The 14,506-nt window shown below is 59.3% G+C and carries 10 protein-coding genes; 5 read left to right on the top strand and 5 right to left on the bottom strand.

The window, feature by feature from the left end; genetic code table 11:
- Positions 1 to 537: 537 nt before the first annotated feature.
- From QZ298_RS07600 to QZ298_RS07590, 3 genes are all read left to right on the top strand, one after another.
- On the top strand, positions 538 to 1,836 hold the full coding sequence (locus QZ298_RS07600; protein WP_296007561.1) for a glycoside hydrolase family 2 TIM barrel-domain containing protein: 1,299 nt from the start codon (positions 538 to 540) through the stop codon (positions 1,834 to 1,836).
- A gap of 11 nt (positions 1,837 to 1,847) precedes the next feature.
- Positions 1,848 to 2,345, top strand: coding sequence for a metallophosphoesterase family protein (locus tag QZ298_RS07595; protein ID WP_296007559.1), 498 nt, complete (start codon positions 1,848 to 1,850; stop codon positions 2,343 to 2,345).
- 169 nt (positions 2,346 to 2,514) lie between these two features.
- Positions 2,515 to 4,968: an ATP-dependent Clp protease ATP-binding subunit gene (locus tag QZ298_RS07590; protein WP_296007556.1), complete on the top strand. Its 2,454-nt coding sequence runs from the start codon at positions 2,515 to 2,517 to the stop codon at positions 4,966 to 4,968.
- 55 nt (positions 4,969 to 5,023) lie between these two features.
- Here QZ298_RS07590 and QZ298_RS07585 read toward each other — a convergent pair whose 3' ends face one another.
- The 5 genes from QZ298_RS07585 to QZ298_RS07565 all read right to left on the bottom strand — a co-directional run bounded on the left by QZ298_RS07585 (position 5,024) and on the right by QZ298_RS07565 (position 10,795).
- On the bottom strand, positions 5,024 to 6,478 hold the full coding sequence (locus QZ298_RS07585) for a DEAD/DEAH box helicase (RefSeq protein WP_296007553.1): 1,455 nt from the start codon (positions 6,476 to 6,478) through the stop codon (positions 5,024 to 5,026).
- A gap of 65 nt (positions 6,479 to 6,543) precedes the next feature.
- The gene (gene miaB / locus QZ298_RS07580; protein WP_296007550.1) at positions 6,544 to 7,896 is read right to left on the bottom strand and encodes a tRNA (N6-isopentenyl adenosine(37)-C2)-methylthiotransferase MiaB; all 1,353 of its coding nucleotides are present in this window, start codon (positions 7,894 to 7,896) and stop codon (positions 6,544 to 6,546) included.
- Between the two features lie 127 nt (positions 7,897 to 8,023).
- Positions 8,024 to 9,013, bottom strand: a complete 990-nt coding sequence (locus QZ298_RS07575) for a YitT family protein (RefSeq protein WP_296007548.1) — start codon at positions 9,011 to 9,013, stop codon at positions 8,024 to 8,026.
- 218 nt (positions 9,014 to 9,231) lie between these two features.
- The gene (locus tag QZ298_RS07570; protein ID WP_296007543.1) at positions 9,232 to 10,170 is read right to left on the bottom strand and encodes a tetratricopeptide repeat protein; all 939 of its coding nucleotides are present in this window, start codon (positions 10,168 to 10,170) and stop codon (positions 9,232 to 9,234) included.
- A 175-nt stretch (positions 10,171 to 10,345) separates the two neighbouring features.
- Complete coding sequence (locus QZ298_RS07565; RefSeq protein ID WP_296007541.1) at positions 10,346 to 10,795, bottom strand: nucleoside deaminase; 450 nt, start codon at positions 10,793 to 10,795, stop codon at positions 10,346 to 10,348.
- A 157-nt stretch (positions 10,796 to 10,952) separates the two neighbouring features.
- Between QZ298_RS07565 and aspS the strand changes: the two genes are divergently transcribed.
- A complete protein-coding gene (aspS, locus tag QZ298_RS07560) occupies positions 10,953 to 12,707 on the top strand; it encodes an aspartate--tRNA ligase (RefSeq protein WP_296007538.1) in 1,755 nt (584 codons plus the stop codon).
- Positions 12,708 to 13,042: 335 nt separating this feature from the next.
- Positions 13,043 to 14,506: a hypothetical protein gene (locus QZ298_RS07555; protein WP_296007535.1), complete on the top strand. Its 1,464-nt coding sequence runs from the start codon at positions 13,043 to 13,045 to the stop codon at positions 14,504 to 14,506.

The raw sequence follows: 14,506 nt of genomic DNA, 5'->3' as shown, positions 1-14,506 counted from the left end.
GCTTATGGGGTCAAAACAACCTGGCCGCAGGGGTCATCCGCGCCTGGGTTTTCCATAGAACGCAACCTTTACATCCTCGTGATTCATAACTCTATTAACCGTTTGCAAAATTAACTGATATAGAGTTATTTGAAGCCATGAAAAGCAAAGCGGAACATAGAATAAGATACTATGCTTTCAACACCGAAGCCGTCTTTTTGCGAAACTCCGAGTAAAACGACTACCTTTGTCGTGAACTCTTGCGAGAAAACCGGCGTCCCTCGAAGTGCAGACCCGTTTTCAGAGAGACGTAGTGAAGCTTTCTGCAACCTCTCCCCAGCCTTCGAAAAGGCAACGGATAAGTAACGAATCCTTTGCTCAACCTCTCGAAATCCTGCTTTTCGACCTTTTCGCAACTCGACGAGAATCAACGGGTAACATTTCTGCCTCTCAAACACTTAACCTTATTCCTCTCCATAACCTTACTTTATCCAAAATTCTTCGTATCTTCGTCCCGTATAAATTGTCCGCGATTCCGCGGGCCAAGCGATGGATGCTATGCGAGTCTTACTTTCGATGTTGATTCTTGCCGCATGTTGCGGAGCGCTTCGGGCGCAGGAATATGTGCCTTCCTATGGGCGCGAATTGCCGCAGGGTCGTGCGGCGGCTTGTGCTGGGCTGGCAGCGACCGATGGCGGCAATCTTTATGCTGCCCCGCTCGACGGGTGGGTGCTCGACGGGAACCGTTTCTCGGCGCCTTTTACCGTGCCATTTGCGTGGATCGGCCGGCAGGTCATGCTGCATGTCGAGCATGCGTCGGCTGGTTACGAGGTGCGTGTCAACGGGCATGCGGTCGCCTACAACAGCAACGGCAGTGCACCGGCGAACTTCAACCTCACGCGCATGACCCGCGAGGGGGCGAATACGCTCGAAATCGTGCTCTCGGAGCCGGATGCCGCCGCGGTGCTCGAAAGTTGGAAATTGCCTGCTTCGGCGCCCGTTCTCGGTGCTGTATGGCTCGCAAGCCGTCCTACCATGTATGTGCGGGACGTGACGGTCAAGACGCGGCGCAACAATCCGTCCGACGATTTTTTGGCGGCCGAAGTCGGGATTGTCGTCAAAAGTTGTGCGCTCAATCCCCGTACGTCGCGCATCCATTATGAGCTGACCGCTCCCGACGGCACTGCGGCGGCGGTCGGTCACGAAGAGATGACCCTCGACATGCGGCGCGAAGATACGATTCGGTTTCTTGCCCGCATTCCCGATAGTTTGCAATGGAGTGCCGCGCACCCCGTGCGCTATGCTTTGCGCCTGAAAACGCAGTATGAGGGGCATGTAGTGGAGTGTTCGGAGTTCCGGCCGGGATTCCGCACCGTCGGGACGGACAACGGCGTGCTCTCGGTCAACGATCGGCCTGTCGCCTTGCGCGTATGCGAGGTGCGGCCCGACATCGGGGCCGGGGAGATCGAGGCATTGCGCACCAAGGGATACAATGCACTGCGGTTGTTGCCCGGGCCTGTGTCGCAGTCGCTTTTCGATCTGTGCGACCGGCTGGGTCTCTACCTGATCGTCACGGCGCCCGTCGACACCAGCCGCAGCGGCGATTCGCGGCGCCGCGGGGGCAATCCGTCCAACGATCCGGCATGGCTCGGAGCCTATCTCGAACGGGCCGAAGACAGCTATCATGGCGCCAAGCTCCATCCTTCGGTAGTTGCGTTCGACCTGGCCCGCCGCTCGGCCAACGGGATCAACCTCTACGAAACCTATCTGCGGATGAAGCGTTTCGACGAGCCGCGGCCGTTCGTCTATTCCGATGTCGCCGGCGAATGGAACAGCGACACGTTGTTGACCGAGTAGGAGGGTGCAAGATGAAGCGCATCGGTATTCTTTCCGATACCCACGGGACGTTCGACGACAAGCTGCGCGAATTTTTCCGCGATGTCGACGAAATATGGCATGCGGGCGACATCGGGTCGCTCTCCCTGGCCGACGAGATTGCCGCTTTCAAGCCTTTGCGCGCCGTGGCGGGCAATATCGACGGCGGGCTGACCCGGCGGGTCTATTCCGATTTCGCCGCTTTCCGTTGCGAGGAGGTACAGGTGCTGATGACCCATATCGGCGGTTATCCCCGGCGTTACGATCTGCGTGCCGTCGCCCGCATCCAGTCCGTGCGTCCGAAACTCTTCGTTTCGGGGCATTCGCACATCCTCAAGGTCGTCTACGATCCCGTCTACGACATGTTGACCGTCAATCCTGGTGCTGCCGGCGAGTTCGGCTTCCATCGTGTGCGTACGGCCGTGCGTCTCGTTGTCGAAGGGGCGGCCATGCGCGACATGGAGGTGGGCGAGTGGCCGAGGAAAGGGTAGCAGCCTCCCTTTTTCCGGATTTCGCAGTTAAGACGCGGAGTTCGGTTTTTTCCTAATTCCCGTTCGTTCAGCGTATGGCGGGCACCTGTCCGTTCGGCTAATCCGTCCGATGCAATAAAAGGGCCTTTGGCGTCGTTTTCTTTGCGAATTCAAAAAACAACGACGCAACATGCAACTGAAAATTTCGAAGACGCTCGAAAGCGTCCTTGCTCGCGCGGCGTTCAATACGGCCAAAGCGGGCGTTACCCATTCGCTCAAGGATCATCTCGCGCTGGAACTGCTCCGCGAGGAGGGGGCGTTGGCTTATCAGCTGCTTTCGGCTCAGCTCAAGGACTGGGAGGTTTACCAGATACGTTTGCGCATCGAACGCGACATCGCTGCCGTACAGCCGTCGGAGCGTCTCGACCCCGAGACGTTCTACCGCGGTTTCGGCGACGAACTGCGCGAGAAGTCGGGTGCCGTGCGGAGCATCTCCACGGCTCATGCGTTGCTGCTCATCGTCTCCGACCCGGCTACCGTGACGGCCCGTACGCTGGAGATGTACGGCGTGACGGCCGACTCGTTGGCTGCCGAGTTGCAGAAGTTCGCCGTGGGCGACGACTTCCGTACGGAGGTGCAAGTCCATCTGCTCGACTTTTCCTCGGCCAACCGGCCCGACGAGCCGCAGCAGGAACATCTGCTCGACAAATTCGGCGTCAACCTTACCCGTATGGCCCGCGAGGGGCGGATCGATCCCGTGATCGGACGCGAGCAGGAAATCGAACGTGTGGTGCAGATCCTGTCGCGGCGTAAGAAGAACAACCCGATTCTCATCGGCGAGGCCGGCGTCGGCAAAAGCGCCATTGTCGAGGGGCTGGCTCTGCGCATCGCCGCCGGGGACGTACCTTATACGATCGCCGACAAGACGCTTTTTTCACTCGACGTCTCGGCGCTGGTCGCCGGCACGAAGTTCCGCGGCGAGTTCGAGGAGCGCATGCAGCAACTCTTGGACGAGTTGCGCAAGGCTAAAGATACGATCATCTTCATCGATGAAATACACACCATCGTCGGTGCCGGTTCGACGCAGGGCAGTCTCGATACGGCCAATATCCTCAAGCCGGCTCTTGCGCGCGGCGAGTTGCAGACCATCGGAGCCACCACGCTCGACGAATATCGCGAGAATATCGAGAGCGATTCGGCGCTCGAACGGCGCTTCCAGAAGGTCGTCGTCGAGCCGACCACTTCCGAACAGACGCTCCGCATCCTGCGCAACATAGCGCCCCATTATGAGCGGCACCACAAGGTGCGTTACAGCGATGCGGCCCTGGAGGCGTGCGTGGCGCTTGCCGAGCGTTACATTACCGACCGGTTCTTTCCCGACAAGGCGATCGACGTGCTCGACGAAGCCGGCTCGCGGGCGCATCTTCAAGCGGCGTGCGAACCCGACGAGCTGCGCGAAATGGAGGCGGCTGTCGGCGATGTGCAGCGGGAGCGGCGCGAGGCGGTCGAGGCCATGATCTACGAGAAGGCCGCTTCGGCCCGGCTGCGCGAAATAGCGCTGCGCAGCCGGATCGACCGTACGCGCTCCGAGTGGCGGCGGTCGCTCGAAAAGAACCCTGCGGAGATTACCGAGGAGCACATCCGCCAAGTCATCACGGCTATGACCGGTATCCCGGCCGAGCGGGTTTCCGACGGCGAGGCCGGGCGTCTGCGCACGCTGCGCGATCATCTGTCCGGCCGCGTAGTGGGGCAGGAGGATGCCGTGGAGAAGATTTCGCGCACCATCCGCCGGTCGCGCGCCGGATTGAAGGATGAGCGCCGGCCCATCGGGGTCTTTCTGTTCGTCGGCCCTACCGGCGTGGGAAAGACGCTCTTGGCCAAGGAGGTGTCCAAGTGGCTTTTCGACGAGCGCATGGGGTTGATCCGCATCGACATGAGCGAGTACGGCGAGAAACACAACGTCGCGCGGCTGATCGGCTCGCCTCCGGGTTACGTCGGCTACGGCGAGGGCGGACAGCTTACCGAGGCGGTGCGGCGCCGGCCTTATTCGGTGGTGCTGCTGGACGAGATCGAGAAAGCCCATCCCGAGGTCTTCAACACCTTGTTGCAGCTCTTCGACGAGGGACATCTAACCGATGGTGCGGGTCGCCGCGTCGATTTCCGCAACACGATCATCATCATGACGTCCAATGTCGGTTCGCGGGCCGCAGTGCAGAAAGCCGTGCATGTGGGTTACAGCACCGCATCCAAGAGTGCGACGGTTTCCGTGACGCCGCAGATCGAGTATCGCAAGGCGTTGGAGCAGACTTTCGCACCCGAGTTTCTCAACCGCATCGACGACATCGTGATCTTCCGCACCTTGGAGGTCGCCGATGTCGAGCGCATCATCGAGTTGGAGCTGGAAGGACTGTTCACCCGTACGCGGCGGTTGGGTTACAACGTGAAGATTACTGCCAATGCCAAGCGGCGCCTGGCTGCATTGGGATACGAGCAGCGTTACGGCGTGCGGTCGCTCAAGCGTACATTGATGGATCATGTCGAGGATCCGCTCTCGGCCTTGATTATCGACGGGCGGCTCCACGAGGGCGATACTGTGGTCGTCGAAGCCGACAAGGCGCAGGGCGTGCGACTCCGGGTAGCGTAAACGTGTTTTCGGACAGCATGACCGCTTCATCGGCCCGCCCGTCGTGCGATTTAGCTTATTCTTGGGATTCCGTCGGATTGGACGGCAGTCCGTTCGTCCCGCTTTGTCCGCTGCGGCGGTGCCGGCGTCCTCCGCGGTGGCGGCGCTTGCGGTCGCGCGAACCGCGATTGCCCTCGCCCCGGCCCGAGGCATGGTCGTTGTCGGCCGAAACTCCCGTTGCCGCAGCGACTGCGGCAGCCGGTTCGCCGGCGGGTTTTTGACCGCTTCGCTTGCGTCCGGCGCGGTCGCGCCCTCCGCGCCCGGAGCCTCCGCCCGAACGTCCGCCGCGCCCTCTGCCGCCGCGTCCGCGGTTTTCGGCGGGAGCATAGGCCGGTCCTTCGCCCACGGATTCGGGCAGGTCGGCCTTGCGGATTTCGCGTTCGATGAACTTCTCGATCTGGTGGAACTTGCCCTGCTCCTCCTCGTTGACGAACGTGATGGCGCTGCCTGTCGCCGCGGCGCGGGCCGTACGGCCGATGCGGTGGATGTAGTCTTCAGGGTCGTGCGGCACGTCGTAGTTGATGACCAGGCCGATGTCTTCGATGTCGATGCCTCGGGCCACGATGTCCGTAGCCACCAGGATGTTTACCTTGTTGTTTTTGAAAGCCAGCATCACTTCTTCGCGCTGCGCCTGTTCCAGATCGGAGTGCATCGGCGCCACGTTCAGCTTCATGCGCTTGAGTGTGTGGGCCAGTTCCTTAACCTTCATCTTCGACGACGAGAAGATGATGGTCTTCGATTCGGTGGGTTGGGCGAAGAGTTCGCGGATGATGCCCGCTTTCTGATTTTCGTAGCAGACGTAAGCCGACTGGTCGATCGCCTCGTTGGGTTTCGAGATGGCGATGTTGACTTCGGCGGGGTTGCGCAGAATGGTTTTCGCCAATTCGCGGATTTTAGGCGGCAGTGTCGCCGAGAACATGATCGTTTGGCGCTCCTTGGGCATGTAGGAGATGATCTTCATGATGTCGTCGCTGAAACCCATGTCCAGCATGCGGTCGGCCTCGTCCAGGATCACGCATTCCACGTGCGAAAGGTCGATGCCGCTGTTCTGGATGTGGGAGATCATGCGGCCCGGGGTGGCGATTACCACGTCGGAACCCATCAGCATGCCCCGTTTCTGCACGTCCCAGCCCTTGCCGTCGCCGCCGCCGTAGACGACGGTGGTCGAAACGGGCAGATAATAGGAGAAACCCTGGAACTGCTGGTCGATCTGCTGGGCCAGCTCACGCGTGGGGACGATAATGACCGATTTGATCACGTTGTCTTCGTTGCCCTCGATGAGCAGGCGGTTCAGCAGTGGCAGCGTGTAGGCCGCCGTCTTGCCCGTGCCGGTCTGGGCGCAGCCGATGATGTCCCGCCCTTCCAGAATCACAGGAATGGTGTGTTCCTGCACGGGCGTCATCTCGCTGAAATTCATATCGTAGAGACCGTCGAGAATTTCATCTTCCAGGTCAAGTTCGTCGAATCGCATAGAAAAAAATATTTTTTAATCGTATCTGTGTAATCGTAACGCACCGAAAGTCGGGGCGTCGGTTGTCATTTGATTTCTTCTCCAAAGAGGGTCGCCGAGGTGTTGCCGGTAATGCGCACCCGAACATAGTCGCCCGTTTTGTGCGTGCCGCGGTCGAAAACCACCACCTTGTTTTGCGGCGTGCGGCCCGAGAGTTGTCCGGGATCGCGTTTCGACACCCCCTCGACCAGCACTTCGAATTCTTTGCCTACGTCGCGGCGGTAACTTGCTTTGCCCAGTTCGTTCTGCAAGGCGATGATCTCTTGCAGGCGGCGCGATTTCACGTCGTCGGGAATGTCGTCGGGCAGATGCTTCGATGCAAAGGTACCCGGACGTTCCGAATATTTGAACATGAACGCAGAGTCGTAGCCCACCTCGCGCATGAGCGAAAGGGTCTGCGCGTGTTCCTCCTCGGTTTCGCCCGAGAAGCCGGCGATCAGGTCGGTCGTGATGCCGCAGTCGGGCATGCGGCGGCGGATGGCGGCGATGCGGTCGAGATACCACTCGCGCGTATACTTGCGGTTCATGCGTTCGAGCATCGACGTGGCGCCCGACTGGGCCGGCAGGTGGATCGAGCGGCAGACATTGGGTGTCGAAGCCATGACGTCGAGCAGCCGGTCGCTCATATCCTTGGGATGCGACGTGGCGAACCGCACGCGCAGCAGCGGCGAGACGAGTGCCACCCGGTGCACCAGCTCGGGGAAGTCGACTTCGCCGGCCCGATAGGAGTTGACATTCTGGCCCAGGAGCGTCACTTCGCGGTAGCCGTTGTCGAAAAGCGTGCGCACCTCGGCCAGGATCGTTTCGGGATCGCGGCTCCGTTCGCGGCCGCGGGTGTAGGGCACCACGCAGTAGGAGCAGAAGTTGTTGCAGCCCCGCATGATCGAGACGAAAGCGCTGACGCCGTTTTTGTCGAGCCGCACGGGGGCGATTTCGGCGTAGGTCTCCTCGGTGGAGAGCAGCACGTTGACCCCCTTGCCGCCCGCTTCGGCTTCGCGAACGAGTCGCGGCAGGTCGCGATAGGCGTCCGGCCCGGCTACGATGTCGACGCCCGCAGGCCCTTCGAGCAGCTGTTCCTTCAGCCGCTCGGCCATGCAGCCGAGGATGCCGACGATCAGCGAGGGTTTGTTGCGCCGCAGCCGTTTCATGTCGGCCAGCCGGCCCCGGATGCGCTGCTCTGCATTGTCGCGGATCGAGCAGGTGTTTATCAGGATCACGTCGGCCTCCTCCTGGTTTTCGGTGTAGACGTAGCCCTCCTGTTGCATTACCGAAACCACGATTTCCGAATCGCCGACGTTCATCTGACAACCGTAGGTCTCGATGTAGAGTTTTCGGCCTGCCCCCGAAAGAGGCCGCAAGGTATTTAATTCAAGATTCAAAGTGTATAGTTGAAAATTTCGTAATTTGTTTTTCGCGCCTTTCTCCTGTTTTTCCGTTTTGTAGCTGTATCGCCGGATAGCCGGTTGCGGAGCGGGGTGCTTCAGGTCGTTTCGACGGTGCGTTCCGTTATTCTGCTTGGATTTCGTTTTTGTCGGGGAATTGCTTGAAGCCTTCGCCGAACGTTTCGTAGGCGTCGGTTACCACTACAAAAGCACGCGGGTCGATCTCCTTGATCTTGTGTTGTACCTGGCGTACTTCTTTGCGGCTGACCACCAGAAAGATCATTTCGCGTGCCGCATCCGTGTACATGCCTTTCGACTTGATGTAGGTGGCGCTTCGGTTCAAGTCATCCAGGATGAACTTTTTGAGTTGGTCGTGGTGGTCGCTGATGATGAACAGCAGTTTGTCGTACGACGCGCCGTCGAGCATATAAGCCACTACGCGCGACGACACATAGATCGTCAGCAGCGAGTAAAGCGTGAGCATCCAGCCGTTGGGCGCCGCCTGGCCCGTACCCAGACCGAAGCCGATGACCACCAGTCCCGAGACCACCACGAAACCGTCGGCCAGGAAGATGCCCGTCGAGAATTTGATGCCAGTGAACTTTTGCAACAGCATGCCCACGATGTCCGTGCCGCCCGTGGTGGCTTGTTGGCGCACGACAAGACCTTGTCCCACGCCTACGAGCACGGCACCCATGATGCAGGTCAGCAGCAGGTCGTTCGAAAGATCGAGGTGCCCGTTCAGCAACAACGCTGGATCGAGCGACTCGACGGCCGCCGCATCGGGATAGACCAAACGGGTCAGGATGTTCATGAAGCCGGGCGTGTAGAGCGCCGCCAGCACGGTGCGCGTGCCGAACTGCCCGCCGAAAACCAGCATGGCCGTGAACATCAGGGGCACGTCGAACATGTAGCCGAACGTGCCGACCTGGATCGAGGGGAAAATATTGTGCAGTACGATGCCCATGCCGTATACGCCGCCCGGCACGAAGTTGTAGGGATTGATGAAGAGCACGAATCCGGCGCCCATGATCGAACAGCCTATGAAGATCAGCAGCCACGTACGCCACCAGACCCACGAGCCGATCCGGTCGAGCAATGTTTTGGTTTCCATGGAGAAGTCGTTTTATCCGACGACAAAGATACACCAAAAATCGGAAATCGAAGAATGAAAAGCGAATTTGATGATGCCCGCGGGCGGCGTTCCATGCGGCAGGTCTGGGGCGTAATGTCGTAATGTTCGGAGCAGATCGGTTCCTTGGGTGTCGGCCAAAACAAAAAAGCCCCGGGCCGAAGCCCGGGACTTTCGATCGAATGCGCAGAGACGGACGGTTATTTCGTCAGCTCGGCCAATGCTGCCGCAGCATTTTCGGCTGCGGGGCCTGCGGTTACCTGCTTGAACGCGGCGATCGCCTGCGGCTTCATGTCGCGGGCGTTGTAGGCAGCACCCAACAAGTAGTACATCAGCGACTTGTCGGCTTCGTCGTTCTGTGCGGCCGCGGCGGTTTCTCCCAATTCGATTACCTTGGCATAGTCTTTCTTGTTGGCATAGGCCTGCAAGCGTACGTTCTGGAACAGAGCGCTCTCGGGATTCTTCTCCAGTTGAGCGTCGGCCATGGCGATGATGCCTGCGAAGTCGCCGGCAGCCTGCATTTCGGCCACCTTGTTGTTGGTGTAGAGAGCCATCATTTCTTTGGCTTTGGCGGCATCCTCGGCATACTTGGGATGGGTCTTCGCGGCGATGGCCTCGTAGATCTCCATGCCCTCGGCATATTTGCCCATTTCGCAGTAGCTCATCGCCAAGTTGAGGGCCATCGACGTGTTGTCCGGGTCGGCCTTGTAGCCCTTGGCGAAGATTTCCGCCGCCGTCGCATAGTCCTTATTGTTGAATGCGTCGCCGCCCTGCACCTGGTAGATTTTCGCTACCCAGCCGTTCGACTTGGCCATCTGGGTCATGTCGCCGTAGAGTTCGGCCAACTCGGCCGACTTTGTGAAGTTGGTCAGCGCCGCATCGTAGTTCTTGGTGCGCATGGCGCCGCCGCCCATCATGAAATAGCACTTGGGAAGCGTCGATTTGGCCGTCGCCACCAGCGATGCAGCATCGTCGTTATCCATGCCCAGGTCGATGACCTGTTCGAACTTGGCGGCAGCATTGGCGAAGTCTTTGGCTCCGTATGCGGCAGCCGCTTCGTTGTAGATCGCCGTGACATCCTGCGCCGAGAGCGACACGGTCGCCAGCAGCGCGATTACCGAAACAAACAATTTTTTCATTTTATACCTGATTTTAAAAGTTCATATTTCTCGCCTCGGATGATCCGGACGAGTTCGGGTCATGCACCCGGCTTTCGAAAAAGGGGGCTTCGCACCCCGATTTCCGCAGTGTCGGAATGCTGCGATGGAGACAAAAGTATAAAATTATTTCCTCTTTTTCAAAATCCTGGGTTTCCTATTCGCGCAGCGACGCAAAAAACGCGCCCATCAGCGATTCGCATTCTTCACGCAATACGCCTCGTCCGACCGTTGTCTTGGGGTGGAAAACCGCCTCGGAGTATCGGCGATAACCTTTTTTCGGGTCATCGGCGCCCCATACCACGCGCCCGACCTGCGCCCAGGCGATGGCCCCGGCGCACATGATGCACGGCTCGACGGTCACATAGAGCGTGCATTGTTGCAGGTATTTCCCGCCCAGCGTCGCCGTGGCGGCGGTCAGCGCTTGCATTTCGGCATGGGCCGTCGGGTCGGAGAGCGTCTCTACGAGGTTGTGGCCTCGGCCGATTATCCGTCCCTCGGCCACCACCACGGCGCCGATGGGCACTTCCTGTTCATTCAGCGCCTTGCGGGCTTCGTCCAGCGCCAGGCGCATGAATTTTTCGTCGTCGTTATGCTGTTGGTCCATATTTTTAGAGTGCGGGGCCATGTCCCTGCGGCTTCAAAAGTAACGAAAATCGCCGTATGGCGTGCCGCCTTTCGAAAAAAATGTGGATTATGAATTATGAATTGTGAATTTTAGCTACCTTTGTATCTTGCAAAAACGGAATAAATCATCCTTTTTTATGTATAGAACCCATACTTGCGGCGCCCTGCGGGCCGACAACGTCAACCAAACCGTCACCCTGGCCGGGTGGGTGCAGAAAGTGCGGAACCTCGGCGCCATGACTTTCATCGACTTGCGCGACCGCTACGGTCTGACGCAGATCGTCGTCGAAGAACACTGCCCGGCCGAAGCGCGCGAAACAGCGGCCCGCGTGGGTCGCGAATGGGTGTTGCAAGTCACGGGCCGCGTCATCGAGCGTGAGTCCAAAAACCCCAAGATGCCCACGGGCGACATCGAGGTCTCGGCCGAGAGCATCCGCGTGCTCAACGAAGCGCAGACCCCGCCCTTTACCATCGAGGAGAACTCCGACGGCGGCGACGACCTGCGCATGAAGTACCGCTACCTCGACCTGCGCCGCGCCCCGCTTCAGCGCAACATGATCCTGCGCCACAAAATGGCGCAAGAGATCCGCCGCTTCCTGGACAGCGAGGGATTCCTTGAGATCGAAACGCCCTACCTGGTAGGCTCCACGCCCGAGGGGGCGCGCGACTTCGTGGTGCCCAGCCGCATGAACCCCAACCAGTTCTACGCCCTGCCCCAGTCGCCGCAGACGCTCAAACAGCTCTTGATGGTGGCCGGTTACGACCGCTATTTCCAGATCGTGCGTTGTTTCCGCGACGAGGATTTGCGTGCCGACCGGCAGCCCGAGTTCACGCAGATCGACTGCGAGATGGCGTTCGTCGAGCAGGAGGACATCCTTGAAGTCTTCGAGCGTTGGGCCAAGCACATGTTCCGCACCGTCATGGATGTCGAATTCGAGGGGCCGCTGCGCCGCATGCCGTGGATTGAGGCGATGGAGAAATACGGTTCCGACAAACCCGACCTGCGCTTCGGCATGGAATTCGCCGATCTGACCGACCTGGCCAAGGGGCATGGCTTCAGCGTCTTCGACGATGCCGAATACGTTGCCGGATTCGCCGCACCGGGCTGCGCAGCCTACACCCGCAAGCAGATCGACGCACTTACCGAGTTCGTCAAGCGTCCGCAGGTGGGTGCCAAGGGCCTTATCTGGATCCGCACGGAGGAGGAGGGTGTGAAGTCCTCCGTCGACAAATTCTATTCGTCCGATGAGGTGCGCGCCATGGCCGAGCGCTGCGGTGCCAAGGCCGGCGACATGGTCTTCATTCTCTGCGGCAAGAAGTTCAAGGCACTGACTCAGCTCTGCGCCTTGCGCCTGGAGGTGGCCCAGCAACTGGGACTGCGCGACCCGAAGAAGTTCGCGCCGCTGTGGGTGGTCGACTTCCCGATGTTCGAGTGGGACGACGAGACGCAGCGTTTCTATGCCATGCACCATCCGTTTACCTCGCCCAAACCCGAAGACATCCAGTATCTTGAGAGCGACCCGGGTCGCGTACGCGCCAATGCCTACGACTTCGTTTGCAACGGCACCGAAATCGGCGGCGGTTCGATCCGCATCCACGATGCCAAGTTGCAGGCAACGATCTTTAAATGCTTGGGATTCACGCCCGAGAAGGCGCAGGAGCAGTTCGGCTTCCTGATGAATGCTTTCAAGTTCGGCGCACCTCCCCACGGCGGTTTGGCTTTCGGTTTCGACCGACTGTGTTCGCTCTTCGGCGGCAGCGAGTCGATCCGCGACTACATCGCTTTCCCGAAGAACAATGCTGGCCGCGATGTCATGCTCGATGCTCCGTCGCAGATCGACCCGGCGCAGCTGGATGAACTCTTTCTCGAATTGCGCAAGCCCGAAGCATAAGGGTGTTTCTTGGGCCGGGATGTCGGGGCATCCGTCTCTGGCAGTATTTTTTCGATCGGTGCGTTCGGATTTTTCCGGACGCGCTTTTTTTGTGCAGGGTGTTTTGTTCGGGCCGGTTTCTTGTGCGAAACAAGAGGCTTTCCGGTTTCTTGTTTTGTCGGCTCATTCTTTCGGTAATTTGCAATGATTTTCGATTTATTATTTGTATATTTGTCAAATAATTTTGCTTGGATAGGGCCTTTCTTGCCTGGTGTGTTCCGGGTTTGCGCTATCTTTGCAGAGAGATGGAAATCCGGAGTTTCCGGGTTCGTTGTCTTCGACCGAAAGGAGGTTTTATGGATTTGAAAGAGATACGGGACGAGTTGCGCAAACTCTCGGAGTTGGTCGGCGGCTGGTCGGATTTGGAGAGTGCGGCCGCGCTTGAAAAGGATTGGGCTTTGGAGAAGTTGCGCGCGATCTATGAGGTCGTGCGTTTCGGTGCCGGGCCGACGGTCGGGACTCCGAACGTGATGACGGCCGAACCGGTTGCTGTTCCCGCTGTCGAGGAGAAAGCAGAGTCCGTGCCGCAGCCGGTTGTTGCAGAATCGGTAACCCCGCATGTTGTTGAACCCCAGGCTCCCGATACTTCAATCGAGGAGTCTGTCGGGGCGGACGAATTGGAGGCGGTCGATCTGGGCGAGGTGCTTTCGTTGGAGACGGAGGGTGCTGTTGAATCAGCAAGCGGTTCGCCGACCGAGGAACCCGTTCGCGCGGTCGCAGAACCGAATCTTGTTCCGCCGGCCGTTGAGCCTTCTGTTGAATCGTCGGAAGTTGTTGGCGATCAAGAGGTGTCTTGTTCCGCATTCGAGGTTTTCGAATTGACGGATGAGACCGAAAACGAATCCGAATCTTTGGGAAATGCGGTTTCCGAACCTCGCAATACCGGTGCGGCCGCCGCAATCGAGACCGAAGCGGTTGCGAGCCGAGTGGTTGTCGAAGAAAACGGCGCCGGCCCGGAGCTTTTGTCCGAGACCGGGCCGATGTCGGAGGAATCGCCGATGTCGGAGAATCCGGAGCCGGCTGCTTCGGAGCAAGAGCCGGCTGCGCCGACGCTTTTCGGACTGGACGACAAGATGGAGCGGCATCGCCACAAGCAGCGTGTCATCATGTCGCTTTACGATACCGCGCCTGCCGAAACGGGGCCGTTCGCTGCGGCTTCCTCCCGGCCCGACGGATCGGATGCGCCCGGGCATGCCGCAGCAGCCGGTCGCGCCAAGTCTGCGATCGCCGGTGCCGACCCCGAAATCGTGTTGCTCGATGCCTATACTGAAGAACCGGTCGAGGAACCGCAGCCCGTGCGTGCTGCCGATCCGGCTGTTGAGACTCGAACCGCAGGATATTTTGTTCCGGATGGCGATACCGGCCCGGAGGAGGAGCCGGCACCGGAGATGCTTGAGCCGCAGTCTGCCCATATCGAAGTGTTGCAGGACGACCTTGCGGTGCCCGCCGGCGCGGTTTTGGGCGAGGTTATCAACCACGATGTCCAGACGTTGGCAGATACGATCGTCTCGCCCGGTTTCGGACGTTACGGCGAACCTATTTCCGATCTGCGTCAGGCGATCGGCATCAACGACAAGTTCTCGATGATCCGCGATCTTTTCGGAGGCGACAGCGACCTTTTCGAAACCACGATCGCCGCGCTCAATGCGCAGCCCGGTCTGGACGAGTGCATGATCTACATCGCCGAGCGGTTCGCCTGGAACTCCGATTCCGAGAGCGCCAAGTTGATGATGGAGTTGCTCGAACGCAAATTTGCATAG

This window comes from uncultured Alistipes sp. (genome assembly GCF_910580175.1).
Taxonomy (GTDB): Bacteria; Bacteroidota; Bacteroidia; order Bacteroidales; family Rikenellaceae; genus Alistipes.
The sequence above is the reverse complement of the archived record's forward strand: the minus strand, read 5'-3'. Positions and strand labels throughout refer to the sequence as shown.